Genomic DNA, 24,083 nt, shown 5'->3' with positions numbered 1-24,083 from the left:
CCGCCTTCGTACATGAGGTCAACGATCAGCTTCAGTTCGTGCAGGCATTCGAAATAAGCCATTTCCGGCGCGTAGCCAGCTTCAACCAGGGTTTCGAAACCGGCCTTGACCAGCTCAACGGTACCGCCGCACAGAACGGCTTGTTCGCCGAACAGGTCGGTTTCAGTCTCGTCCTTGAAGGTGGTTTCGATGATGCCGGTACGACCGCCACCCACGCCAGCAGCGTAGGACAGTGCGACGTTCTTGGCGTTGCCCGAGGCGTCCTGGTAGATCGCGATCAGGTCAGGGATACCGCCGCCTTTGACGAACTCGGAGCGCACGGTGTGGCCCGGTGCTTTCGGCGCGATCATGATCACGTCGAGGTCGGCGCGCGGCACAACCTGGTTGTAGTGGATCGCGAAGCCGTGGGAGAAGGCCAGGGTGGCGCCCTTCTTGATGTTCGGCTCGATCTCGTTCTTGTACAGCGCGGACTGGAACTCGTCCGGGGTCAGGATCATGACCAGGTCGGCAGCAGCAACAGCAGAAGCAACGTCAGTCACTTTCAGGCCGTGGGCTTCAGCCTTGGCAACAGTGGCCGAGCCTTTGCGCAGGCCAACGGTCACGTCAACGCCGGAATCTTTCAGGTTGCACGCTTGGGCGTGGCCCTGGGAACCGTAGCCGATGATGGCGACTTTTTTGCCCTGGATGATCGACAGGTCACAATCTTTATCGTAATAAACTTTCATGAGGTTCCTCTATATATCCAGGCCGTTTAAGGCCATTCGCTAAATTTGAGTTAGATGCTGAGTACTTTGTCGCCACGAGCAATCCCGGTGACGCCACTGCGTACAGTTTCCAGAATCGAGGCCGTCCCGATCGACTGGATGAAGCTGTCCAGCTTGTCGCTTGTACCGGTCAGTTGAACGGTATAAACGCTGGCGCTCACATCGACGATCTGCCCGCGATAAATGTCGGTAGTGCGCTTGATCTCGGCCCGTTGTGCACCCGTAGCCTTGACCTTGACCAGCATCAGCTCACGCTCGATGTGGGCACTTTCCGACAAGTCGACCAGCTTGACCACTTCGATCAGCTTGTTGAGGTTCTTGGTGATCTGCTCGATCACCTCATCATGGCCAACGGTGGTCAGCGTCAGACGCGACAAGGTCGGGTCTTCGGTCGGCGCCACGGTCAGGCTTTCGATGTTGTAGTTGCGTTGCGAAAACAGTCCGACCACACGTGACAGAGCGCCCGGTTCGTTCTCCAGAAGCAGGGAGATAATGTGCCGCATGATTAGGTACGCTCCGTCTTGTTCAGCCACATATCGCGCATGGAGCCGTCTTTGATCTGCATCGGGTAGACGTGCTCGCTGGTGTCGACCTGAATATCGAGGAACACCAGGCGGTCCTTCATGGCGAACGCCTCTTCCATCATCGGCTTCAAATCCTTCAGATCGGTGATGCGCATGCCGACATGGCCATAGGCTTCAACCAATTTGACGAAGTCAGGCAGAGACTCCATGTAGGAGTGGGAGTGACGGCTGCCGTAGCTCATGTCCTGCCACTGGCGAACCATGCCCAGTACACCGTTGTTCAGGCAGACGATCTTCACCGGCAAGCCATATTGCAGGCAGGTCGACAGTTCCTGGATGTTCATCTGGATACTGCCTTCGCCGGTGACGCACGCAACGTCAGTATCCGGAAAGCTCAGCTTCACACCCATGGCCGCAGGGAAACCAAAGCCCATCGTGCCCAGGCCACCGGAGTTGATCCAGCGGTTAGGCTTGTCGAACTTGTAGTACTGCGCCGCGAACATCTGGTGCTGGCCCACGTCGGAGGTCACAAAGGCATCGCCCTTGGTCACTTCGCAGAGGGTTTCGATCACAGTCTGTGGCTTGATGACGCTGCCATCACCCTTGTCGTAAGGGAACAGGCCGCGATCACCGCGCCACTCGTCGATCTGCTTCCACCAGCTGGCAACGGAATCCTTGTTCGGGGCTTCGCCGATTTCCTTCAGCGCAGCGACCATTTCGGTCAGCACGCTTTCCACAGGACCTACGATAGGCACGTCGGCCTTGATGGTCTTGGAGATGGATGCCGGGTCGATATCGATGTGGATGATCTTGGCATTCGGGCAGAACTTGCTCGCGCCATTGATCACCCGGTCATCGAACCGCGCACCGACGGCGAGGATCACGTCAGCATGGTGCATGGCCAAGTTGGCGGTGTAGCTGCCGTGCATGCCGAGCATGCCGACGAACTGACGGTCCGAACCCGGGAACGCGCCGAGGCCCATCAAGGTGTTGGTGACTGGCAGGTTGAGCATCTTGGCCAGCTCGGTCAGCGGTGCAGAACCGCCGCCCAGAATCACCCCACCACCCGAATAGAGCACCGGACGCTTGGCCGCCAACAGCATTTCTGCCGCCTTGCGGATTTGCCCCGAGTGCCCGCGAACGGCCGGGCTGTAGGAACGCAGCTTGGCTTTCTTCGGGAAGATGTATTCGAATTTTTCCGCCGGGTTGGTCATGTCTTTCGGGATATCGACCACCACAGGACCCGGGCGACCGGACTGTGCGAGGTAGAACGCCTTCTTCATGACTTCCGGGATTTCCGAGGCATGCTTGATCATGAAGCTGTGTTTCACGATCGGCCGGGAAATACCGATCATGTCGGTTTCCTGGAATGCATCGGTACCGACCATGGTGCTCGCCACCTGGCCGGAAATGATCACCATCGGGATGGAGTCCATATAGGCCGTCGCGATGCCGGTAATGGCATTGGTCGCGCCAGGGCCGGAAGTCACCAGTACCACACCGGCTTTACCGGTGGCACGGGCGTAACCGTCAGCCATATGGGTAGCAGCTTGTTCGTGGCGAACCAGGATGTGGGTAACAGCCGGTTCCTTGAACAGTGCGTCGTAGACATGCAGCAGAGCACCACCTGGGTACCCGTAGATATAGTCGACGCCTTCGTCACGCAAAAAGCGGACGAGCATCTCACCGCCAGATAAAAGCTCCACGTTGTTCACCTCTAAAACGCCAGAATACCGTCCGTTAAAAACCGACGGGTCTTAATAGGTTTACTTCTCAGCAGAGCATGAGCGACGGTGGTCGCCGACTACGTCAGCACTGACTGAGCAAGTATTGGGAGCGTCCCAAGTGTTGCGGGATTTTCCCACCCAGCGCGAGGTAACGCGTTGCGGGTGTAACAGGTCGGCGCGGGTATGCGCCTCATGATCTGCTGAGTGGGTCTGCTTCTGGCAGTCCCTCTACAGCGGACTTTGGATTCTTCTGTTTCAGCCCCTCCAAGTCAAGCAATAATTGCGCTTTTTTCCAACTAAGCGCATGAGAACGTAGAAGAAAGGGGCTTGAGGAGGGATAAAACTCGCCTGAATGGCGCAAAGCGGTAGAAATATGCGCAAGACTGCCGGAAAAACCGGCAGCCAGGCAATTAACGAGCGTCGACGATCAGTTGATCGAACTTTTTCAGCGCAGTCCGCAGGCCAAGGCTCTCAAGTGGCCGATCGGCGTAAACCATCTCGGCCATCTCCAGAATCCCCGACGCATTGGGCAATGGCAGGTCCTGTTCGAGGATTTGCTTCATCCGTGTCAGGAAAATCCATTGCAGCCACTGGTGAAAGTCCAGCGTGTCGACGGAAAACGGCTCAACACTGCTCAAGGCTTCAGCACTGGGGGACACTTCGTCCCACCAGCCCTGCAAGCGCAGTTCGCGCTCGATCAACAACAACTGTTCGGCAATCGCCGGAAAGCGTGCATCCATCAGAGGCTTACCTTGGCTTTTTGCCGAGCCTGGGCGGCGCCGGCAGCATCGCCTTGCTTCTCGCGGGCATCACCGATCAAGCTCCACAGGCTGGCCTGCAGATCTGGACGGCCATTGGCCAGGGTCAGGCCGCGACGGGCAAATTGTTCTGCTTGCGGGGCATCGCCCTGGGCCATGCGAACCTGAGCCAGGCGGTATAGCACTTGCGGTTCACGCGGTGCCACGCGCTGGGCGCGCTCAAGGCTCGACGATGCGCCGTTCAGATCGCCGCCCGACTGCTGCTGTTGGGCAGTGGTGAGCAACGCCAGCACCGGGCCATCCAACTGCTCATCGGCTGACAGACCGCCGGCACTGCTGGCGGAAGGAATTCCACTCGGCGTCGACGGCATGTTGTAGGTGCCCTGGTTGATCGGTGCCGTTTGAATCGGCGTGGCATCGATCGGGCCCGATGTACTTGGGCCTGGGGTCCATGGTTGAGTACTGATCGGAGCCGAGGTGGCAGCGCCGCCACCCGGGATCATCACCACTACACCAGAATCCTGAGGCACGGCTTGCGCCTGGGGCCGGGCCTGGGCAGGACGGTTGGTAACGGTTTGGCGGAAGCCGCCGTTGGCCGAGATCCGGTCGTTGTTGGACACCGTTGTACTGGAGTCCACCACCGGAATAGAGCCCCGCTCCACGCTGGCGCAACCACCGAGCAATGCCAAAACTGTAATAGCTGGAATCAACAACTTGTTCACGTGAAACCCTCTTTGCTTAATTCATCCAGCCCTTGACCCAATCCATCACCGATTCAGCACTGGCGGGCGCACTGGCACCGCACGCTGCACCGGGTGGTGGCTCGCTGCCGCGAATATACGGCATCTGCACCGCGCCCGGACAGTTGGCATCGGAACCCTGGCCGGTGTGCGGATCGATCCAGGCCTGGACGATATTGTCCGGCTGCGGCATGTTCAGCGGCAGTGGATCGGCCTTTTTCATGAAACTGGTCCATACCTGCAACGCGCCGGTGGCACCGGTAAACGGCGTCTTGCCGTTGTCATCACGCCCCAGCCAAACCACTGCCAGCAGGTCCTGGCTGAACCCTGCGAACCAGCTGTCCCGCGAATCGTTACTGGTACCGCTCTTGCCGGCCAGTGTCAGGTTGGCCGGCAGCACGTTGTAGGCCGAGCGCCCGGTACCTTCGCGCATCACGCGCTGCATGGCGTTCTGGATCAGGTAGATCGAGGCAGGGTCAAAGCGTTGCTGAATCTGGAACGGATAACGCTTGAGCGGTTCGCCTTCGGCCGTCAACACGCTCCGGATCCCACGCATCGGCGTATTGAAACCACCGTTGGCCAGGGTCTGGTACATGGTCGCCACTTCCATCGGGCTCATCGCACCCGCACCCAACAGCATCGATGGGAACGCCGGGAACTCCCGAGTGATGCCCAACCGGCCGAGCGTCTTGAGCACGTTCGGCACGCCCAGTTCAAGGCCGAGGCGGGAAGTCGAGATGTTGTAGGAATGCGCCAAGCCCTGGTACAGGAAAATCGTACCGTGGGAGCGACGATCAAAGTTATGCGGCGTCCACATCTGGCCATCAGCCCCTTTGACCGACAGCGGGTCATCGGACAGCCAACTGGTCAGCGTGTACTTGCTCGGTTTTTCCAGCGCGGTCAGGTACACCGCCGGCTTGACCAGCGAGCCAATCGGCCGCACCGCGTCCAGCGCCCGGTTGAACCCGGCAAAGCTGGCCTGGCGACTGCCGATCATGGCCTGGACTTCGCCGGTTTCCGGGTTGGTCACCACCATCGCAGCCTCGACGTCGTCAGAGCCTTTACGACCTGTCAGGCGTTTGAAGGTGTCATTGACCGACGCTTCGGCCTTCATCTGCAGGATCGGGTCGAAACTGGTGAAGATCCGCAGGCCTTCTTCGGTCAAGTCTTCGTCGCGGTAGTCTTCACGCAGTTGGCGTTTGACCAGGTCGATAAAGCCCGGGAAGGAGCTGTCGGCGAGCTTGCCGCGGGTGGTTACACCCAGTGGCATTTTCTTTGCGGCGGCCACTTGTTCAGGGGTGGCGACACCTTGCTGCTCAAGTACATCCAGCACCAGGTTACGGCGCTCCAGCGCCCGCTCCGGGTTGCGACGCGGGTTGTAGTAGGACGGCCCCTTGACCATGCCCACCAGCAGCGCCACCTGGTGCAACTTCAGCTCGGACAACGGCTGGCCGAAGAAGAACTGGCTGGCCAGACCAAAACCGTGGACGGCACGCTGACCGTCCTGGCCAACGAACACTTCATTGAGGTACGCCTCAAGAATTTCCTGCTTGCTGTAGTGCAGCTCCAGCAGCATCGCCATCATGGCTTCGGTCAGCTTGCGGGTCAGGCTGCGCTCGTTGGTCAGGTAGAAGTTCTTGACCAATTGCTGCGTCAGCGTACTGCCGCCCTGGGTCATCTTGCCGCCGGAGGTGTTGACCCAGAGGGCGCGCGCGATGGACTTCGGTGATACGCCCCAGTGGCTGTAGAAATCCCGGTCTTCGACGGCGATCAGAGTATCCAGCAGGTAAGGCGGCACCTGATCGATCTTGATCAGGATGCGGTCTTCCAGGTTTTTCGGATAAATCCCACCGATCATTAAGGGTTCCAGGCGCACCACCGGCAACTTCGAGCCGTTGAGCGAGGACAGTTCGGCTACGTAGTCGCCAGAGAAACGCACGCGCACCGGCTGGGGTTTTTCCAGGCCTTCATAGAACTGGAAGCCGCGGGTGTTCAGGTCAACCGTGTTGCCGCTGACGGCAGCGGCGCCGGGGCCATTGCTCACGGGTTCGCGGCGATAGCCAAGGGCATCGAGCTCGGTGAGGAAGTCATCCTTGCTCAGCTTCTGGCCGCTGAACAGTTCCAGCGGGCGCGCGTAGACCTTGGCCGGAATGGTCCAGCGCTTGCCGGAGAACTTCTCCTGGACCACGGCATCGAGGTAAACCGCGAAGCCGGCGATCACGACAAGCCCTACCAGGCTGAGCTTAAGCGCCCAGCCCAGCCAAGGGCGCAGGCCGCGGGAAGGAGGTTTTTTACGGGAACGGGGAGATCGGGTACGAGTCATGGCGGCGGATTATACGCACTTTATTGATGACCAACATGAGCCGGACAGCGGTTTGCACGACCGCCTGTAGGAGCCATAATGCCCGCCATGAATTTTCCCAGACTCTGAAGGATCGCCCGTGAGCCAGTCCCTGATTGCTGCCCTGCAAAACCCGGCCCTGTTTCCCCATCCGGTGGATCAGTTCCAAGTCATCGAGACCCATATTTCCTGGGTCCTGCTCACTGGGCCCTATGCTTACAAGATGAAGAAGCCGGTGAATTTCGGTTTCCTCGATTTCACCACCCTGCAAGCCCGCGGCCACTTCTGCAATGAAGAGCTGCGCCTCAACCAGCGCCTGACCGATGATTTGTATCTTGAAGTGTTGCCGATCACCGGCAGCGCCGAGGCACCGCAGTTGGGCGGCGACGGTCCGGTGGTCGACTACATGCTGAAAATGCGCCAGTTCCCGCAAAGCCAACTGCTCAGCACTCTGCAGGCCAACGGCGAACTGACCAGCGCGCACATCGACGAAATGGCCAGGCAGATCGCGCATTTTCACCTGAATGCCCCGAAAGTCCCGGCCACTAACTCTGCTGGCACGCCGCACGATGTCATGGCACCGGTGCTGCAGAACTTCGAGCAGATCCGTCCGTTCCTCAGCGACAAGGCCGACCTGGCACAACTGGACGCCTTGCAGGCCTGGGCTGAAAGCAGTTTCGAGCGCCTCAAGCCACTGTTCGAACAACGCAAGCTCAATGGCTTCACCCGCGAATGCCACGGTGATATCCACCTGGGCAACGCCACGATGATTGATGGCCACGTGGTCATCTTCGACTGCATCGAGTTCAACGAGCCGTTCCGCTTCACCGACGTGTATGCCGACACCGGCTTTTTGGCGATGGACCTGGAAGACCGTGGCCTCAAGAGCCTGGCACGACGCTTCATCAGCCAGTACCTGGAGCTGACCGGCGACTATCAAGGCCTGGAAGTACTGAACTTCTATAAAGCCTACCGCGCCCTGGTACGCGCGAAGATCGCGCTGTTCAGCATGCCTTCCGAGGCGGACGCGGTGCAGCGCGCTACCACCCTGCGCCAGTACCGCAACTACGCCAACCTGGCAGAAAGCTACAGCACCATCCCGTCGCGCTTCCTGGCCATCACCCATGGGGTATCGGCCGTTGGCAAAAGCCATGTATCCATGCGCCTCGTAGAAGCATTGGGGGCGATTCGCCTGCGTTCGGACGTAGAACGCAAGCGCCTGTTCGGCGAGCAGAAGGTCGAGAACACGCCGCAGGCCGGGATCTACGCCGCAGACGCCGGCGCCGCGACCTACGCGCGCCTGAACGAAATCGCCGACACCGTACTGCGCGCCGGTTTCCCGGTGGTATTGGACGCGACCTTCCTCAAGCGAGAACAACGCGACGCGGCGGCCAAGATCGCCGAGGCCACCGGCGCGCCATTCCTGATCCTTGACTGCAATGCGCCACAGGCGGTAATCGCCGCTTGGCTGGCACAACGTCAGGCGGACAAGAACGACCCTTCCGACGCCACCCTGGCCATCATCGAAGAACAGCAGGCCACCCGTGACCCGCTCAGCGCCGAGGAGTTGCTGCTCAGCAAGCGCGTGGAGACCAATGAAAGCGGGACCCTGGACGCATTGGTGGCACATATTCGCCAGCGCCTGCCGGGGCTGTAAGAAATATTTCTTGGTCGTGCAGCCTTCCGGGGCTCACGGCCGAGAAATAGTGGCACTATAATGGCGCCATAATTCCAACACGGGAGTCGCCATTGTGAGCCAGCCGAAGCTACTTGATACCCCGCTGTACGCGCTTCTGCATAAAGATGATATCCGCGGCTTCAACCAGGAGCGTCCGAAAGACGGCACCATCGATATGCGCGGTGGCGACTTTCGCGGCCTGGACCTGCGCGACCTGAATGCCGAGGGCGTGGATTTCACCGACGCTTATTTCCGCTCCGCCGACTTGCGCGGCCTGGATTTGCGCGACTGCCCGCTGGAAGGGGCGAGCCTGGCGCATGCCCAGATCTCCGGCACTTATTTCCCCCCTGAGTTAAGCGCCGATGAGATCCTGATGTCCGTCAATTTCGGCACACGCCTGCGCTACCGCACTCGCTAAACCGCTGCATCGGCTCCCGGCTACGCACAGGGCGTACCGGGGGCTTCACCCTTTCCTACGCTAAAACCCCCGCCTGCCTTAGAAGCTTTTAGGTCGTTGCCGACCAAAGAACTACGCTTTTCCTACTGAGCGCTACACTCCTTTCAGGCTTGCCTGGTCACGATACCCACCGAACCATTCGGCCGTCGCAAGGAGGCTTGATGAATGATGAGCTGCAACACCTGAAAAACCTTGGCAAGACGTCGGCGCAATGGCTGCATGCGGTGGGCATCCACAGTGCGTCCGACCTACGCCGCCTGGGGGCAGTCGACGCGTACCGTGCCGTACGCACCCGCGGTTTCAGGGCATCCAAAGTGTTGTTGTATGCCATTGAAGGCGCGCTGATGGATGTGCACTGGAATGACATTCCCGTTGAACGCAAGGAAGCTTTAAATCGTCAGCTGGACGCTCTGACGGCACGCCAAAAGAATTGAGACGCCAACTTGCACCCGCGTTTACGGGGATTCCAAGCAGAAGTTTGAGGAAATTCGAAGAGGCCGCAAAAACAAATGTTGACTCTCAAATGAGAATCGTTATGATTATCACAACTGGTCGCGAGATCAGCCGATAACTGAAAGACCATTGGTTCGGACTCTCAGATTATCTCCTCATCAGGCTAATCACGGTTATTTGACCCGGCTCTTGCCGGGTCTTTTTTTGCCCATAAAAAACTGCGGCGATTTTCAGCGGGCAATGATCAACGGATGGCCGCGCTCCGGATGCGGCTGCACCAACACATCCAGCCCGAATACCGCCTTCAGCGGCTCAGGCCGCAACACCTGTGCCGGTGTGTCCAACGCATGGGGCCGGCCATCCTCCAGTAACAGGATGCGATCACAGTAGCGCGCCGCCAGGTTCAGGTCGTGAAGGATCACCAGCACCGCCGCGCCACGGTCGGCAAAGCGGCGGATCGCCTGCAAGGTGGTGTGCTGGTGCAGCGGGTCAAGCATTGACGTCGGCTCATCCAGCAACAAGGTCTGCCCCGCTTCACCCGGCCATAGCTGCGCCAGCACCCGTGCGAGGTGCACACGCTGCCGCTCGCCGCCCGACAACGCCAGATAGCTGCGCCCGCTCAAATGGCTAACGTCGGCAGCCTGCAAGGCAGCATTGATGATTTCATCGTCACGCACCCGGCCCGTCTGATGAGGCAAGCGCCCCATGCCCACCACCTCTTCGACGCGAAAGGCAAAGTCCAGGGTGGAGGTCTGCGGCAACACCGCCAGCCGCTGGGCACGCTGCGCTCCGCCCCAGTCCTTCAACTCACGCTGATCCAGCCACACACGGCCTTGGTCGGGCTGCAACTCGCCGCATAACGCACCGAGCAATGTACTTTTTCCCGCACCGTTGGGGCCCAATACGCCGAGCACTTCTCCTGGCAGCAGGTCCAGGGTGATGTCCGCCAGCACAGTTTTGCGCCCACGGCGGATCTGCAGGTCTTCTACTCGCAGCATCAGGCGCGCCCTCGTAACAACAGGTAGAGGAAAAACGGCGCACCGATAAACGCGGTAACAATGCCGATCGGTAATTCCGCCGGCGCCAAGGCCAGGCGCGCCACCAGATCGGCAAACAACAGCAAACTCGCCCCCGCCAGCACCGAGGCTGGCAGCAGCACCCGATGATCCGGCCCCGCCAGCAGGCGTACCAGATGCGGCACCACCAGCCCGACAAAGCCGATCATCCCCGCAGCCGCCACGGCCGCGCCCACGCCCAGCGCGGTGCAGAACACCAGTTCGCGCTTGAGGCCTTCAACATCAATGCCCAAGTGACTCGCTTCCGACTCACCCAGCAGGAGTGCATTCAGCGCCTTGGCCCGGCGCGGCAGCCACAGTGCTACGCCGGCGCTGACCAGCAGCAGCGGCCATAAGCGCGAGTAGCTGGCGCCATTCAGGCTGCCCAAGTTCCAGAACGTCAGGGTGCGCAAGGTAGCGTCATCTGCCAGGTAGGTGAACAGGCCCACCGCCGAACTGGCGAGCGCCGTCAGGGCGATACCCGCCAGCAACATGGTCGCGACGTTGGTTTGGCCGTTGCGCCGCCCCAGGCGATAGACCAGCGCTGTTACCCCCAAACCGCCGAGGAAGGCACACAACGACAGCAGATAAGGCCCGAGCGCATCCGGCAAACCGCCAAAAAACGAACCACCGACAATCGCAATCGCCGCGCCCAACGCCGCACCGCTGGAAACCCCGACCAACCCGGGATCAGCCAAGGGGTTGCGAAACAGCCCCTGCATTGCAACGCCGGAAAGCGCCAGAACCCCACCGACGGCCAATCCCAGCAACGTACGCGGCAGGCGAATCTGCCCGAGGATCAGCTCCGCCTGCTCCAGGCCTTGGGCCTCGATTGGCACACCCATCAAGCGTAAGGCTGCCCGCAGTGTGTCCATTAACGGCAGACTCACCGGCCCCAGGGCCAATGACAACCAGATCGCCAGTACACACAGCAGACTCAAGCCGATAAACAGGGTTCGCGGTTTAACCAGAGTGGTCATGGGGCGGTATTAGCCTGAGACGGATAGAACCCGGCAGACAGCTTCACCAGGCTTTGCGGCAAGCGTGGCCCAAGCCCACCCACCAGCAGCGTCGGGTCCAGTTCATAGACGCGTCCATTCTTGGCCGCTGGCGTCGAAGCCAGGATCGGGTTTTCCTTGAACAACGCGGCGCGGGCCGCATCCCCGGTCAAAGCGCGATCGGCAAACACCAGCACCTCAGGATTGAGCCCCGCCAGCGACTCTACGGAAAACGGCTTGTAACCATCGTGGGTCGCCAGGTTGTGGCCGCCGGCCTGCTGCAACATCCAGTCAGCCGCCGTGTCTTTGCCCGCAATCAGCGGTTTGCCGCCGGCATGTCCCAGCAGCAACAGCACTCCAGGCGCCTTTTGAGTGGCCTGGGCCTTGGCCACCCAGTTCTTTTGTTGGTCAAGTTGCTGCTGATAGTCACTGAACAGTTCTGCAGCCTTCGCTTCGTTACCCAGCAGCTTGCCCAAATGCTGAAGGTTGCCCTGCAGCGTCGGCAGATCCGGCTCGGCTGAAAACAGCTCCACTTTCACACCGGCATTGCGGATTTGCGCCAACACCGGTGGCGGCCCCATTTCCTCGGTGCCCACCAGGATTTGCGGGCGCAGGCTCAGAATGCCTTCCGCCGACAACTGACGCTGGTAACCAATGCTCGGCAACGCCTTGAGGGATTCCGGATGCTGGCTGGTGGTATCCACGCCCACCAGCTTTGACTCACCGCCCAGGGCCGTCACCCATTCCGACAACGCACCACCGGCGCTGACCCAGCGTTGTGGCAGTTCAGAGGCCTGGGCCCCAGCGTTGACCAGCAGTCCGACAACGAGCGCGATAGCACTGGCACTCAGGCGCATAAAAGGGTTTCCTTCCAAGGGGTGAGCCCGCTGAAACACTCGCAATGTGACAGATCAAGGCTGCCCGACATCGTACAGAGCGCCCAGTCAGCTTACGGGCGAAGCCGGCATTTGATAATTGTTTGCATTTGCACGTCAAGCACCGGGCTCTGCGGCAAAAACCAGGATAGCCTTGCAGCCCGCAAACGGCGGCACTTAAGGATCGATATGAAGTTTCTCTGCGCCTCCAGCGAACTCGCACCCAACGCCAGCCTCGGTTTCGATATCGACGGCCGCAAGCTGTTTGCCGTGCGCCGCGAAGGCATTGCCTACTTCTATATCAACCGCTGCCCACATCGCGGGGTGCCGCTGGAATGGCAGCCGCACCAGTTTCTCGACCCCAGCGCCAGCCTGATCCAGTGCGCCACCCATGGCGCGCTGTTCCTGATCGAAAGCGGTGAGTGCGTCGCCGGCCCTTGCGCCGGCCAGAGCCTGACAGCCCTGCCCGGCCGCGAGGACGAACAAGGCCTGTGGGTACAACTCTAGTCGCCGAGCAATACTTCCAGCCGGCGATCGACGCAGATTTCCTCTGACGTTACTCGCACGCCATAGGCCAGCACCTCGACGCCCGCCGCCTTGGCCTCACGCAACGCTGCCGCGTAACCGGCATCAATTTCTTCGGCAGGACGCACCGCATCGATCCCCGAGAGGTTGACGCAGTACAACTGCACTGCCCGTACCCCCTCACGCGCCAGATGCGCCAGCTCACGCAGATGCTTGGCACCGCGCTGGGTCACGGCATCGGGAAACGCCGCCGTCGAGGTCCCGTCAAACCCGAGGGTGACGCTTTTGACTTCGACATATGCCGCGCCCGCCGGGTAGTCCAGGCGGAAATCGATCCGGCTGTTTTCCTGGCCGTAGGCGACTTCGCGTTTCAAGGCAGTAAAGCCATTGAGCTCGGTGATAACCCCCGCGCGCAGCGCTTCTTCAACCAACTGATTGGCCCGCGCCGTGTTCACACACGCCAGGCGCCCTTGTGGGGTTTCGCTGATTTCCCAGGTGCCTGGCAGCTTGCGCTTGGGGTCATTGGAGCGGCTGAACCAGACCTGGCCACCTTCCACCATGCAGTTGAACATCGAGCCGGTGTTCGGGCAGTGAATGGTCAACAACTCGCCGGTAACGGTTTCGATATCGGCGAGAAAACGCTTGTAGCGGCGGATCAGCCGGCCTTCTTCAAGGGGAGGATTAAAGCGCATCAGCCTTGCCAACTCCGCAGGCCGCGGGCAATCCGTTCAACGGCTTGCTGTAGGCGATCAAGGTTTTGCGTGTAGGCAAAACGCACATGGTGACCGGCTTGATAACGGCCGAAATCCAGGCCCGGCGTGAACGCAACGTGCTCGGTTTCGAGGAAGTGCCGGCAGAACGCGAAGGCATCGCCGCCGAATGCGCTGATATCGGCATACAGGTAGAACGCGCCTTCCGGCTCCACGGCAATACCGAAACCCAACTCGCGCAACGCTGGCAGCAGGAAGTCGCGACGCCGGCCAAACTCGGCCCGGCGATCTTCAAGAATGTTCAATGTTTGCGGGGTGAAGCAGGCCAGGGCCGCATGCTGGGCCATGCTCGGCGCGCTGATGTAGAGATTCTGCGCCAGTTTCTCCAGCTCACCCACCGCAGCAGGCGGCGCCACCAGCCAGCCCAGGCGCCAGCCGGTCATTCCGAAATACTTCGAAAAACTATTTAGAACGAAGGCTTCATCGTCAACTTCCAGCACGCTGGCGGCATCGGTGCCGTAGGTCAGGCCGTGGTAGATCTCATCCACCACCAAATGCCCATTGCGCGCCTTGATGGCGCTCGACAACCCCGCCAACTCGTCCCGCGTCAGGATGGTGCCGGTAGGGTTGGCAGGCGACGCGACCAACGCGCCCACGCTGTCCTGATCCCAATGGCGCGCCACCAGGTCGGCGGTCAGTTGATAACGCACCTCGGGGCCGACCGGGACCAGTTGGGCCGCGCCCTCCACCAGCCGCAGGAAGTGGCGGTTGCAGGGGTAGCCTGGGTCTGCCAGCAGCCAGTGCTTGCCAGGATCCACCAGCAGGCTGCTCGCCAGCAACAAGGCTCCCGAGCCGCCGGGAGTAATCAGAATTCGCTCGGGATCGATGCTCAACCCGTAGCGCTGCTGGTAGAAACCGCTGATGGCTTGCCGCAACTCCGGCAGCCCGCGGGCCGCGGTATAGCGGGTCTTGCCATTGGCCAGCGCCGCCTGCCCGGCCTTGATGATGGGCTCGGCGGTGGTGAAGTCCGGCTCGCCGATTTCCAGGTGAATCACGTCGTGACCGGCGGCCTGCAATTCATTGGCCCGCGCCAGCAACGCCATGACATGGAAAGGTTCGATAGCGCGGCTGCGCGCACTGTAGGGCTGAGCCATTAGCCTTCCTTAACTCTGAGGACAAACCCCGATTCTACCCAACCCGCCGCGCAAAACCTGCTCTATTGCCCCAAGACATGTAGCAAGCACGGCAAGCAACTACCTGCAAAACAGCTAAAATCAACATTCGAGACCGTACAAGCCCGCCCTGCTGGGGCCTGCGGCGGTTTGCAAGCCTCAGGAGACGGTGCCTCGACAACCGGGAGTGGCGCACCCCGAATCTATCTGGTAAGTTCGCCCGCTTGCAGCCGCAGGGCCGGCAGGTGTCGGTGATGTTGCAATCCTGCGCAATGGATTAGAAGAGTGAGAGGCGGTCCATTCATGCCCACCCAAGCAAAGCAACAGAGCATCAGCGGCTTCCAACCCTACGTCGAGGCGAAGGGTGAGGAATACATGGGCAAGCCCATGCGCGAACACTTCTCCAAGATCCTGAAGCAGTGGAAACAGGACTTGATGCAAGAGGTTGACCGTACCGTTGACCATATGAAGGACGAAGCGGCCAACTTCCCGGACCCGGCAGACCGTGCCAGCCAGGAAGAAGAGTTCGCCCTTGAACTGCGCGCCCGTGATCGCGAGCGCAAGCTGATCAAGAAGATCGACAAGACCCTGCAACTCATCGAAGACGAAGAGTATGGCTGGTGCGAGTCCTGCGGCGTCGAGATTGGTATTCGCCGCCTGGAAGCGCGTCCTACCGCCGACCTGTGCGTGGACTGCAAGACCTTGGCTGAAATCAAGGAAAAACAGGTCGGCAAGTAATCACTGCCGGGCTGGACAAATGGGGCGTGCGAACGCCCCATTTTTGTTTCTGGCGTTTGCTGGTTTTCCAGTAATATCCGGCCCATGACAGCCTCCTCCTATATCGGGCGTTTCGCCCCCACGCCCAGCGGACACCTGCACTTCGGTTCCCTGGTCGCCGCCCTCGCCTCCTACCTCGACGCCCGTGCCAACCAAGGCCGCTGGCTGATGCGCATGGAAGACCTCGACCCGCCACGGGAAGAGCCCGGCGCCCAGGCCGCAATCCTGAATGCCCTGGAACGCTATGGTTTTGAATGGGACGGGGAGTTGGTCCGACAAAGCGAGCGGCACGATGCCTACGCCGAAGTGCTCAACCGCCTGTTCAATCATGGCCTGGCCTACGCTTGCACCTGCTCGCGCAAGCAACTGGAGCCCTATAACGGGATTTATCCGGGACTGTGCCGCAATGCCGGGCATGACCAGCAAGATGCCGCCATCCGCCTGCGAGTACCGGAGTTGGAGTACCACTTTACCGACCGTGTACAAGGCGAATTCCGACAGCATCTGGGTCGCGACGTAGGCGACTTCATCATCCGCCGTCGCGACGGCCTGTATGCCTACCAACTAGCGGTAGTCCTCGATGATGCCTGGCAAGGTGTGACCGACATCGTGCGTGGCGCCGACCTGCTCGACTCCACGCCGCGCCAACTGTATCTGCAAGAGTTGCTGGGCCTGCGCCAACCGCGTTACCTGCATGTGCCGTTGATCATCCAGCCGGACGGTAACAAGCTGGGCAAATCCTACCGCTCACCGCCCTTGACCACTGACCAGGCCACGCCTTTGCTGTTAAGAGCACTGCGCGCCCTGGGCCAGCCGGCGGGCGACGAACTGCACCACGCCAGCCCACGGGAACTGCTGGATTGGGGCATTCAACACTGGGATGCCACACAGATCCCGCGCACACTCACGCTGGCCGAAGCGCAATTGCGCTGAAGGCGCTTGCAGCTTGCGAGCCATCCGTTACCATCGCCGCAGTTTTTCAATCAGAGGCCAACATGTACATCTATCGATTGGTCCTGCTGCTGGTCGTCGGGATCTACCTGTTTTCTCCCGCCATCATGGATTGGTGGATCGACGCCACAGGCGCCTGGTACCGGCCCTATCTGCTTTGGCTGATTCTGATCGTCGTGACTTTCATCCTGCAGAGCCAAAAAGATGCCGATGAGCTTTAGCCTGACCGAGATGCTGCTGATCAGCGCCGCCTACCTGGCCGCGTTGTTCGGGGTAGCCTGGATCAGTGAACGCGGGATGATTCCGCGGGCGATCATTCGCCATCCGTTGACCTACACCTTGTCCTTGGGCGTGTACGCGAGTGCCTGGGCGTTTTATGGCACCGTGGGCCTGGCCTATCAGTACGGTTACGGCTTTCTGTCCAGTTATCTCGGGGTGTCCGGCGCGTTTTTGCTGGCGCCGGTGCTGTTGTATCCGATCCTGAAAATCACCCGCACCTATCAGTTGTCGTCCCTGGCCGACCTGTTTGCGTTCCGTTTTCGCAGTACCTGGGCCGGTGCACTGACCACGATTTTCATGCTGATCGGCGTGCTGCCGTTGCTGGCATTGCAGATCCAGGCCGTGGCCGACTCCATCAGCATCCTCACCCGCGAACCGGTGCAACACCGCGTGGCATTGAGCTTCTGCGCACTGATCACTCTGTTCACGATTTTCTTCGGCTCACGGCATATCGCCACCCGTGAAAAACATGAAGGACTGGTGTTTGCGATCGCGTTTGAATCGGTGATCAAGCTGATCGCCATCGGCGGCGTCGGTCTGTACGCGTTGTATGGCGTATTCGACGGCCCGCAACAGCTGGAACTGTGGCTGCTGCAAAACCAGACCGCCCTGGCCGCGCTGCACACGCCGTTGCAGGAAGGCCCATGGCGCACGCTGCTTTTGGTGTTCTTCGCTTCGGCGATTGTGATGCCGCACATGTACCACATGACCTTCACCGAAAACCTCAACCCGCGCTCGCTGGTCAGCGCCAGCTGGGGCTTGCCGCTGTTCCTGCTGTTGATGAGCCTGGCGGTGCCGCTGATCCTGTGGGCCGGCCTGAAACTTGGCGCCACCACCAATCCCGAATACTTCACGCTGGGCGTGGGCATTGCAGCCAACAGCAAATCCCTCGCATTGCTGGCCTATGTCGGCGGATTATCGGCCTCCAGCGGGCTGATCATCGTCAGTACCCTGGCGCTGTCGGGGATGGCGCTGAATCACCTGGTGCTGCCGCTCTACCAGCCGCCGGCCGAAGGCAATATCTACCGCTGGCTGAAATGGACCCGCCGGGCCCTGATCGTCGCGATCATCATGGCCGGCTATGGCTTCTACCTGTTGCTGGGTGCAGAACAGGACCTGGCCAACCTGGGCATCGTTGCCTTCGTTGCCACCTTGCAGTTCCTGCCGGGCGTGCTGTCGGTGCTGTACTGGCCGACCGCCAACCGCCGAGGCTTTATCGCCGGTTTGCTCGCCGGGATCCTGGTATGGACCGTGACCATGCTGCTGCCGCTGGTGGGCAACCTGCAGGGCTTCTACATCCCGCTGCTGAACATGATCTACGTGCTGGATGACACCAGTTGGCACATGGCGGCAATTGCCTCGCTGGCGGCCAACGTGCTGATGTTCACCCTGATCTCGCTGTTCACCAACGCCAGCCCCGAAGAAACCAGCGCTGCCGAAGCCTGCGCAGTGGACAACGTCCGTCGCCCGCAACGCCGCGAACTGCACGCGGCCTCACCCCAGGAATTCGCCACGCAACTGGCCAAGCCGCTGGGCGCCAAGGCCGCACAAAAGGAAGTCGAGCAGGCCCTGCGCGATCTCTACTTGCCGTTCGACGAGCGCCGGCCTTATGCCCTGCGCCGCCTGCGGGACCGTATCGAAGCCAACCTTTCCGGCCTGATGGGCCCGAGCGTGTCCCAGGACATGGTCGAGACCTTCCTGCCCTACAAGGCCGGCGGCGAAAACTACGTGACCGAAGACATCCACTTCATCGAGAGCCGGCTGGAGGATTACCACTCCCGCCTCACCGGCCTTGCCGCCGAACTCGATGCCCTGCGCCGCTATCACCGCCAGACGTTGCAGGAACTGCCGATGGGCGTCTGCTCCCTGGCCAAGGATCAAGAGATCCTGATGTGGAACAAGGCCATGGAAGAGCTCACCGGCATCGCCGCCCAACGTGTGGTGGGCTCGCGCCTGAACACCATTGGCGACCCGTGGAAAGAATTGCTCCAGGGCTTCATCAACCTGCCCGACGAACACTTGCACAAACAGCACCTGGCGCTGGATGGCCAGACCCGCTGGCTCAACCTGCACAAGGCCGCCATCGACGAGCCACTGGCGCCCGGCAACAGCGGCCTGGTGCTGCTGGTGGAAGACCTGACCGAAACCCAGATGCTCGAAGACAAGCTGGTGCACTCCGAGCGCCTGGCCAGCATCGGGCGCCTGGCCGCGGGTGTGGCCCATGAAATCGGCAATCCGATCACCGGTATCGCCTGCCTCGCGCAAAACCTGCGGGAAGAGCGCGAAGAAGACGGCGAAATCATCGAAATCAGCGGGCAGATTCTCGAGCAGACCAAGCGTGTTTCGCGCATCGTGCAGTCGCTGATGAGCTTTGCCCACGCGGGCGCCCATCAGAATCACGACGAAGCGGTGTGCCTGGCCGAAGTGGCCCAGGATGCCATTGGGCTGCTGGCCTTGAACCGGCGCAATTTCGAAGTACAGTTCTTCAACCTGTGCGACCCGGAACACTGGGTCGACGGTGATTCACAACGCCTGGCCCAAGTGCTGATCAACCTGCTGTCCAACGCCCGCGACGCATCGCCGGCCGGCAGCGCAGTACGGGTCAAGAGCGAGGCTTTCGAGCACACGGTCGATCTGATCGTCGAGGACGAAGGCAGCGGCATTCCACAGAACATCATGGATCGATTGTTCGAACCCTTCTTCACCACCAAGGATCCGGGTGAAGGTACCGGTCTGGGCCTTGCACTGGTCTATTCCATCGTTGAAGAGCATTATGGACAAATCACCATCGACAGCCCGGCTGACACCGAAAGCCAACGCGGCACCCGTATTCGGGTGACCTTGCCGCGTCATGTCGAAGCGACGTCCGCTGTGAACTGAGACCGTCGAGAGAGTTGAATCAATGCCGCACATTTTGATCGTCGAAGACGAAACCATTATCCGCTCTGCCTTGCGTCGCCTGCTTGAACGTAATCAGTACCAGGTCAGCGAAGCCGGCTCGGTGCAGGAAGCCCAAGAGCGTTTCAGCATTCCCACGTTCGACCTGATCGTCAGTGACCTGCGTTTGCCAGGCGCCCCCGGCACCGAGCTGATCAAGCTCGGCCAAGGCACTCCGGTGCTGATCATGACCAGCTACGCCAGCCTGCGCTCGGCCGTGGACTCCATGAAGATGGGCGCGGTGGACTACATCGCCAAGCCCTTCGACCACGACGAAATGCTCCAGGCCGTAGCGCGAATCCTGCGTGACCGTCAATCGGCCAGCAGCGCACCGGCTGAACGCCCGGCAGCGGGCAAGGCCGCCAATGGTTCTGAAAAACCCGGTATTGATAACAGTAACGGCGAAATCGGCATCATCGGCTCCTGCCCACCCATGCAGGACCTGTACAGCAAGATCCGCAAAGTGGCGCCAACCGACTCCAATGTACTGATCCAGGGCGAGTCCGGTACCGGTAAAGAACTGGTGGCCCGTGCCCTGCACAACCTGTCCAAGCGCGCCAAGGCACCGATGATCTCGGTGAACTGCGCGGCGATCCCCGAATCCCTGATCGAATCCGAATTGTTCGGCCATGAAAAAGGCGCCTTTACCGGCGCCAGTGCTGGCCGTGCGGGTTTGGTTGAAGCCGCCGACGGCGGCACGCTGTTCCTCGACGAGATTGGCGAGCTGCCGCTGGAAGCCCAGGCACGCTTGCTGCGGGTACTCCAGGAAGGCGAAATACGTCGCGTCGGTTCGGTACAGTCGCAAAAGGTCGACGTACGACTGATTGCGGCCACTCACCGTGACCTGAAGAGCCTGGCCAAGATTGGCCAGTTCCGTGAAGACCTTTATTACCGCCTGCACGTGATCGCTCTCAAACTGCCGGCCTTGCGTGAGCGCGGCGCCGACGTCAACGAAATCGCCACGGCCTTCCTGGCGCGCCAGAGTGCGCGAATCAACCGTACCGACCTGAAGTTTGCTGCCGATGCCGAGCAGGCGATTCGTCACTACTCCTGGCCGGGTAACGTGCGGGAGCTGGAAAACGCGGTAGAGCGTGCGGTGATTCTGTCGGAGAGCCCGGAAATTTCCGCCGAGCTGCTGGGGATCGATATCGAGCTCAGCGACCTGGATGATGATGACTTCATCGGTTTGCCACCGCAGCAAGGTGGCGGCAGTAACAACAGCCACGAGCCGACAGAAGATTTGTCACTGGAAGATTACTTCCAGCATTTCGTGCTGGAGCACCAGGACCACATGACCGAGACCGAACTGGCGCGCAAACTGGGCGTCAGCCGTAAATGCCTGTGGGAACGGCGCCAGCGCTTGGGTATCCCGCGGCGCAAGACCGGGGTTGCCAGCGAAAGCTGAGTGGGTTGCCCCCACGGGTAACACCCGCAGATGTGAAAAAACTGTTACCGCTGATTTTTCACGTAACAAAAGCCGGGGCTTACGGTAACGAAGCCCCGGCTTTTTTTTGCCTTCAAAAAACCCGAAAACGCCCCAAACCCCTTATTTTGCTGGGCCTCGCAAAAGTTGGCACGCACCCTGCTATATGCTTAGTACAAAAACAATAACAAGCAAATGTACAAGACAATAAAAATAAGACGAATCGACTCACGCATAACAAAAACAACACGGCGGAGGCGCAGCTAACTGATTCTTTTGGAGAGGCGTTGCATTTGGGGCTTGCCCCGCAACCAGGCCGAGAACAACAAAAACTGCCCTAAGGCAGAGCCTGAACTGGTTGGATCGTAGATCAGCAACACAGCGACCAAAGCAATCCGTTTGCTCTTGGCTCCCAATTGGGAGTGTCATGAAGGTGAAGCTTCATGGCGAGGGCGATCAACAAAAACAAGAAGCCCGAAACCAATAATAAAAATAGAGCACGCAACTACTTCTGGGGGAGCTTCGGCTCCCCTTGTAGTTTCTGCGATTTGGCACTTGCCACCCTTCTTTTAAGCTTCTGGCTCAAGCCTTGCAGCTAGTTCCTACACCATCCCCTGACTAAATGCTAGAATCCCGGCCCATCATGCGGTCATTCTTCGTTATGGCCGAACATTCCTTCAAACAGTGCATCCCATGCTGAAGAAGTTGTTCCAGTCATTCCGTTCTCCCTTGCGTCGTACGCAACACAAACGCAGCACGCCTGAAGTGCTCAATAGCAGCCAGCATTCGCTGCAACGCGCCCAGTTCAGCCGTTATGCGGTGAACATCGTCGAACGTTTGCAGAACGCCGGCTACCAGGCCTACCTGGTTGGCGGTTGCGTGCGCGACATGTTGCTCAATATCACTCCCAAGGATTTCGACGTCGCCACCAGCGCCACGCCGGAACAAGTGCGTGCCGAATTCCGCAATGCGCGGATCATCGGCCGGCGCTTCAAGTTGGTGCACATCCACTTTGGTCGCGAGATCATCGAGGTCGCGACCTTCCGCGCCAACCATCCGCAAAACGATGAAGAAGAAGACACTAACCAGTCTTCCCGCAATGAAAGCGGGCGCATCCTGCGGGACAACGTCTACGGCACCCTGGAAGAAGACGCGCAGCGCCGCGACTTCACCATCAATGCCCTGTATTACGATCCGGTCAGTGAGCGCATCCTCGATTACGCCAATGGCGTACACGACATCCGCAACAACCTGCTGCGCCTGATCGGCGACCCGACGCAACGCTACCAGGAAGACCCGGTGCGCATGCTGCGGGCCGTGCGTTTCGCCGCCAAGCTGAACTTCGGCATCGAGAAGCACACGGCCGCGCCGATTCGCGACCTGGCGCCGATGCTGCGGGAAATCCCGTCGGCACGCCTGTTCGAAGAGGTGCTCAAGCTGTTCCTCTCCGGCTATGCTGCCGACACCTTCGAAATGCTGGTTGACCTGCAGTTGTTCGACCCACTGTTCCCGGCCAGCGCCGAAGCACTGGAGTACAACCCGACCTACACCCACACGCTGATCAGCGAAGCCTTGATCAACACCGACCTGCGCATCAAGCAGAACAAACCGGTAACCCCGGCGTTCCTGTTTGCCGCCCTGTTGTGGCCAGCGCTTCCAAAACGCGTCATGCGCTTGCAAGACCGTGGCATGCCGGCAATTCCGGCCATGCAGGAAGCCGCTCACGAGCTGATCGCCGAGCAATGCCAGCGCATCGCCATCCCGAAACGCTTCACCATGCCGATCCGCGAGATCTGGGACATGCAGGAGCGCCTGCCACGCCGCAGCGGCAAACGCGCCGATCTACTGCTGGACAACCCGCGCTTCCGTGCCGGCTATGACTTCCTGCTGCTGCGCGAAAGCGCCGGCGAACAGACCGACGGCCTGGGCGAATGGTGGACCGACTACCAGGACGCCAACGACAGCCAGCGCCGCGAGATGATCAAAGAGCTCAGCAGCAAAGGCGAAGCCACCGGCGATGGCCCGAAAAAACGTCGCCGCAGCAGTGGCAGCAAGCGCAAACGCAGCGCTGGCGATTCATCGAGCGCGTCGGGCGAGTAAGCACGTGGAACGTATCTACGTCGGCATGGGCAGCAACCTGGCTGCCCCTGAACAACAATTGCGCGACGCCATCGAGGCCCTCGCGCAATTGCCGGACACCACGCTGGCGGGCGTCTCCGCCTTCTATCAAAGTGATTCCCTGCTCCCGGGCCAGCCGCGCTATACCAATGCGGTCGCGGCCCTGGACAGCGCGCTTGCACCACTGGAACTGCTCGATGCGCTGCAAGCCATCGAGAATGACCAGGGCCGCGAGCGTCTTGAGCGTTGGGGCCCGCGCACCCTGGACCTGGATATCCTGGTGTTTGGCGACCGACTGATCGATGAGCCGCGCCTGAAGGTGCCGCACTATCAAATGCACCTGCGGGCGTTCGTGCTTTACCCGCTGGCAGAACTGGCCCCGGCCAGCCTGCAACTGGCCGATGGCCGCCTGCTCGGCGACCTGCTGGATGCCTGCCCGTTTGTCGGCCTGGAACGCCTGCCTTCAAACCTGTAGGAGCGAGCTTGCTCGCGAAAAACCTGAGAACACCGCTGGGCGCCAGGCTTCCCGCGTCATCATTGACGACCTTCGCGAGCTAGCTCGCTCCTGCATTTACTACGCATCATTTACTGCTGAATCGCATCAGTAACAGCGGTAACACCACCGCCGTAACAATGCGGTAACACATCCAATTGACTTCCAGAGTCCTCCTCACGACTATAGGCGTCCCGCTGCCGCCTACCCGGCGCTAAAGGGCGCAATCCAGGCCTTATAAGCACTGATCCTTAAGAAAGTGCGCCTGTATAAACGAAGACTCACGCGCGTTACTCGCTGTTTCCAAGCGCCTGAATGAGGACCCTTT

22 protein-coding genes are annotated in these 24,083 nt (G+C 60.3%); 11 read left to right on the top strand and 11 right to left on the bottom strand.

Annotation, left to right across the window (positions count from 1 at the left end; translation table 11 throughout):
* The 6 genes from ilvC to mrcB all read right to left on the bottom strand — a co-directional run.
* Positions 1 to 725: ketol-acid reductoisomerase (gene ilvC / locus ACIOMR_RS27055; protein ID WP_401197368.1), on the bottom strand; the 725-nt coding region annotated here is incomplete at its 3' end.
* A gap of 50 nt (positions 726 to 775) precedes the next feature.
* On the bottom strand, positions 776 to 1,267 hold the full coding sequence (gene ilvN, locus ACIOMR_RS27050; RefSeq protein ID WP_003176102.1) for an acetolactate synthase small subunit: 492 nt from the start codon (positions 1,265 to 1,267) through the stop codon (positions 776 to 778).
* A 2-nt stretch (positions 1,268 to 1,269) separates the two neighbouring features.
* Entirely contained in the window at positions 1,270 to 2,994 is a 1,725-nt protein-coding gene (locus ACIOMR_RS27045; protein WP_003212127.1) for an acetolactate synthase 3 large subunit, read from the bottom strand.
* Positions 2,995 to 3,425: 431 nt separating this feature from the next.
* A complete protein-coding gene (locus ACIOMR_RS27040; RefSeq protein ID WP_003212129.1) occupies positions 3,426 to 3,755 on the bottom strand; it encodes a YqcC family protein in 330 nt (109 codons plus the stop codon).
* Positions 3,755 to 4,495: a M48 family metallopeptidase gene (locus tag ACIOMR_RS27035; RefSeq protein ID WP_008436887.1), complete on the bottom strand. Its 741-nt coding sequence runs from the start codon at positions 4,493 to 4,495 to the stop codon at positions 3,755 to 3,757. The genes ACIOMR_RS27040 and ACIOMR_RS27035 overlap by 1 nt, the downstream gene beginning before the upstream one ends.
* A gap of 16 nt (positions 4,496 to 4,511) precedes the next feature.
* On the bottom strand, positions 4,512 to 6,836 hold the full coding sequence (mrcB, locus tag ACIOMR_RS27030; RefSeq protein ID WP_003212132.1) for a penicillin-binding protein 1B: 2,325 nt from the start codon (positions 6,834 to 6,836) through the stop codon (positions 4,512 to 4,514).
* Positions 6,837 to 6,954: 118 nt separating this feature from the next.
* On the opposite strand from mrcB, the gene ACIOMR_RS27025 reads away from it, so the two are divergent.
* The 3 genes from ACIOMR_RS27025 to ACIOMR_RS27015 all read left to right on the top strand — a co-directional run bounded on the left by ACIOMR_RS27025 (position 6,955) and on the right by ACIOMR_RS27015 (position 9,423).
* Entirely contained in the window at positions 6,955 to 8,511 is a 1,557-nt protein-coding gene (locus ACIOMR_RS27025; RefSeq protein WP_401197363.1) for an AAA family ATPase, read from the top strand.
* 94 nt (positions 8,512 to 8,605) lie between these two features.
* Entirely contained in the window at positions 8,606 to 8,950 is a 345-nt protein-coding gene (locus ACIOMR_RS27020; protein WP_008436884.1) for a pentapeptide repeat-containing protein, read from the top strand.
* 200 nt (positions 8,951 to 9,150) lie between these two features.
* A complete protein-coding gene (locus ACIOMR_RS27015) occupies positions 9,151 to 9,423 on the top strand; it encodes a TfoX/Sxy family protein (RefSeq protein ID WP_003212140.1) in 273 nt (90 codons plus the stop codon).
* Between the two features lie 249 nt (positions 9,424 to 9,672).
* Here ACIOMR_RS27015 and ACIOMR_RS27010 read toward each other — a convergent pair whose 3' ends face one another.
* The 3 genes from ACIOMR_RS27010 to ACIOMR_RS27000 are packed head-to-tail and all read right to left on the bottom strand — an operon-like array spanning position 9,673 to position 12,352.
* Positions 9,673 to 10,440, bottom strand: coding sequence for a heme ABC transporter ATP-binding protein (locus ACIOMR_RS27010; RefSeq protein WP_177021516.1), 768 nt, complete (start codon positions 10,438 to 10,440; stop codon positions 9,673 to 9,675).
* Positions 10,440 to 11,477 (bottom strand): iron ABC transporter permease, encoded by a 1,038-nt coding sequence (locus ACIOMR_RS27005; protein WP_003212144.1) that lies wholly within the window; start codon positions 11,475 to 11,477, stop codon positions 10,440 to 10,442. The genes ACIOMR_RS27010 and ACIOMR_RS27005 overlap by 1 nt, the downstream gene beginning before the upstream one ends.
* Positions 11,474 to 12,352, bottom strand: coding sequence for a hemin ABC transporter substrate-binding protein (locus tag ACIOMR_RS27000; RefSeq protein WP_087693394.1), 879 nt, complete (start codon positions 12,350 to 12,352; stop codon positions 11,474 to 11,476). Before ACIOMR_RS27000 ends, ACIOMR_RS27005 begins: the two co-directional genes overlap by 4 nt.
* A 207-nt stretch (positions 12,353 to 12,559) precedes the next feature.
* Here ACIOMR_RS27000 and ACIOMR_RS26995 point away from each other — a divergent pair, with 207 nt between their 5' ends.
* Positions 12,560 to 12,877, top strand: a complete 318-nt coding sequence (locus ACIOMR_RS26995; RefSeq protein WP_003212149.1) for a Rieske (2Fe-2S) protein — start codon at positions 12,560 to 12,562, stop codon at positions 12,875 to 12,877.
* On the opposite strand, the gene sfsA is transcribed toward ACIOMR_RS26995, so the two are convergent.
* Positions 12,874 to 13,587, bottom strand: coding sequence for a DNA/RNA nuclease SfsA (sfsA, locus tag ACIOMR_RS26990; RefSeq protein WP_003212151.1), 714 nt, complete (start codon positions 13,585 to 13,587; stop codon positions 12,874 to 12,876). The genes ACIOMR_RS26995 and sfsA overlap by 4 nt on opposite strands.
* Positions 13,587 to 14,759, bottom strand: coding sequence for a pyridoxal phosphate-dependent aminotransferase (locus ACIOMR_RS26985; RefSeq protein ID WP_008436881.1), 1,173 nt, complete (start codon positions 14,757 to 14,759; stop codon positions 13,587 to 13,589). Before ACIOMR_RS26985 ends, sfsA begins: the two co-directional genes overlap by 1 nt.
* Before the next feature lie 321 nt (positions 14,760 to 15,080).
* Between ACIOMR_RS26985 and dksA the strand changes: the two genes are divergently transcribed.
* The 7 genes from dksA (at position 15,081) to folK (ending at position 23,737) form a co-directional block, all read left to right on the top strand.
* Positions 15,081 to 15,515 (top strand): RNA polymerase-binding protein DksA, encoded by a 435-nt coding sequence (dksA, locus tag ACIOMR_RS26980; RefSeq protein WP_003212154.1) that lies wholly within the window; start codon positions 15,081 to 15,083, stop codon positions 15,513 to 15,515.
* 84 nt (positions 15,516 to 15,599) lie between these two features.
* Positions 15,600 to 16,487, top strand: coding sequence for a tRNA glutamyl-Q(34) synthetase GluQRS (gene gluQRS, locus ACIOMR_RS26975; protein ID WP_003212155.1), 888 nt, complete (start codon positions 15,600 to 15,602; stop codon positions 16,485 to 16,487).
* 62 nt (positions 16,488 to 16,549) lie between these two features.
* Positions 16,550 to 16,726 (top strand): hypothetical protein, encoded by a 177-nt coding sequence (locus tag ACIOMR_RS26970; protein WP_003176118.1) that lies wholly within the window; start codon positions 16,550 to 16,552, stop codon positions 16,724 to 16,726.
* Positions 16,710 to 19,664, top strand: coding sequence for a sensor histidine kinase (locus tag ACIOMR_RS26965; RefSeq protein WP_023659379.1), 2,955 nt, complete (start codon positions 16,710 to 16,712; stop codon positions 19,662 to 19,664). The genes ACIOMR_RS26970 and ACIOMR_RS26965 overlap by 17 nt, the downstream gene beginning before the upstream one ends.
* 22 nt (positions 19,665 to 19,686) lie before the next feature.
* Positions 19,687 to 21,126, top strand: coding sequence for a sigma-54 dependent transcriptional regulator (locus ACIOMR_RS26960; RefSeq protein WP_003212159.1), 1,440 nt, complete (start codon positions 19,687 to 19,689; stop codon positions 21,124 to 21,126).
* Between the two features lie 711 nt (positions 21,127 to 21,837).
* Entirely contained in the window at positions 21,838 to 23,244 is a 1,407-nt protein-coding gene (locus ACIOMR_RS26955) for a polynucleotide adenylyltransferase PcnB (RefSeq protein WP_003212161.1), read from the top strand.
* Between the two features lie 4 nt (positions 23,245 to 23,248).
* Positions 23,249 to 23,737, top strand: a complete 489-nt coding sequence (gene folK, locus ACIOMR_RS26950; RefSeq protein ID WP_003212163.1) for a 2-amino-4-hydroxy-6-hydroxymethyldihydropteridine diphosphokinase — start codon at positions 23,249 to 23,251, stop codon at positions 23,735 to 23,737.
* Positions 23,738 to 24,083: the final 346 nt, after the last annotated feature.

This window comes from Pseudomonas sp. NPDC087814 (assembly GCF_044742865.1).
Lineage (GTDB): Bacteria > Pseudomonadota > Gammaproteobacteria > Pseudomonadales > Pseudomonadaceae > Aquipseudomonas.
This window is presented reverse-complemented; position numbering and strand designations above follow the sequence as displayed.

Excerpts from the sequence above, each read along its gene's own strand:
- ilvN (WP_003176102.1), bottom strand. The coding sequence starts at position 1,267 with ATGCGGCACATTATCTCCCTGCTTCTGGAGAACGAACCGGGCGCTCTG.
- ACIOMR_RS27000 (WP_087693394.1), bottom strand. The coding sequence starts at position 12,352 with ATGCGCCTGAGTGCCAGTGCTATCGCGCTCGTTGTCGGACTGCTGGTC.
- dksA (WP_003212154.1), top strand. The coding sequence starts at position 15,081 with ATGCCCACCCAAGCAAAGCAACAGAGCATCAGCGGCTTCCAACCCTAC.
- ACIOMR_RS26985 (WP_008436881.1), bottom strand. The coding sequence starts at position 14,759 with ATGGCTCAGCCCTACAGTGCGCGCAGCCGCGCTATCGAACCTTTCCAT.
- ACIOMR_RS27015 (WP_003212140.1), top strand. The coding sequence starts at position 9,151 with ATGAATGATGAGCTGCAACACCTGAAAAACCTTGGCAAGACGTCGGCG.
- ACIOMR_RS26960 (WP_003212159.1), top strand. The coding sequence starts at position 19,687 with ATGCCGCACATTTTGATCGTCGAAGACGAAACCATTATCCGCTCTGCC.
- mrcB (WP_003212132.1), bottom strand. The coding sequence starts at position 6,836 with ATGACTCGTACCCGATCTCCCCGTTCCCGTAAAAAACCTCCTTCCCGC.
- ACIOMR_RS26955 (WP_003212161.1), top strand. The coding sequence starts at position 21,838 with ATGCTGAAGAAGTTGTTCCAGTCATTCCGTTCTCCCTTGCGTCGTACG.
- ACIOMR_RS26965 (WP_023659379.1), top strand. The coding sequence starts at position 16,710 with ATGCCGATGAGCTTTAGCCTGACCGAGATGCTGCTGATCAGCGCCGCC.
- ACIOMR_RS26995 (WP_003212149.1), top strand. The coding sequence starts at position 12,560 with ATGAAGTTTCTCTGCGCCTCCAGCGAACTCGCACCCAACGCCAGCCTC.
- ACIOMR_RS27010 (WP_177021516.1), bottom strand. The coding sequence starts at position 10,440 with ATGCTGCGAGTAGAAGACCTGCAGATCCGCCGTGGGCGCAAAACTGTG.
- ACIOMR_RS26970 (WP_003176118.1), top strand. The coding sequence starts at position 16,550 with ATGTACATCTATCGATTGGTCCTGCTGCTGGTCGTCGGGATCTACCTG.
- gluQRS (WP_003212155.1), top strand. The coding sequence starts at position 15,600 with ATGACAGCCTCCTCCTATATCGGGCGTTTCGCCCCCACGCCCAGCGGA.
- sfsA (WP_003212151.1), bottom strand. The coding sequence starts at position 13,587 with ATGCGCTTTAATCCTCCCCTTGAAGAAGGCCGGCTGATCCGCCGCTAC.
- ACIOMR_RS27005 (WP_003212144.1), bottom strand. The coding sequence starts at position 11,477 with ATGACCACTCTGGTTAAACCGCGAACCCTGTTTATCGGCTTGAGTCTG.
- ACIOMR_RS27040 (WP_003212129.1), bottom strand. The coding sequence starts at position 3,755 with ATGGATGCACGCTTTCCGGCGATTGCCGAACAGTTGTTGTTGATCGAG.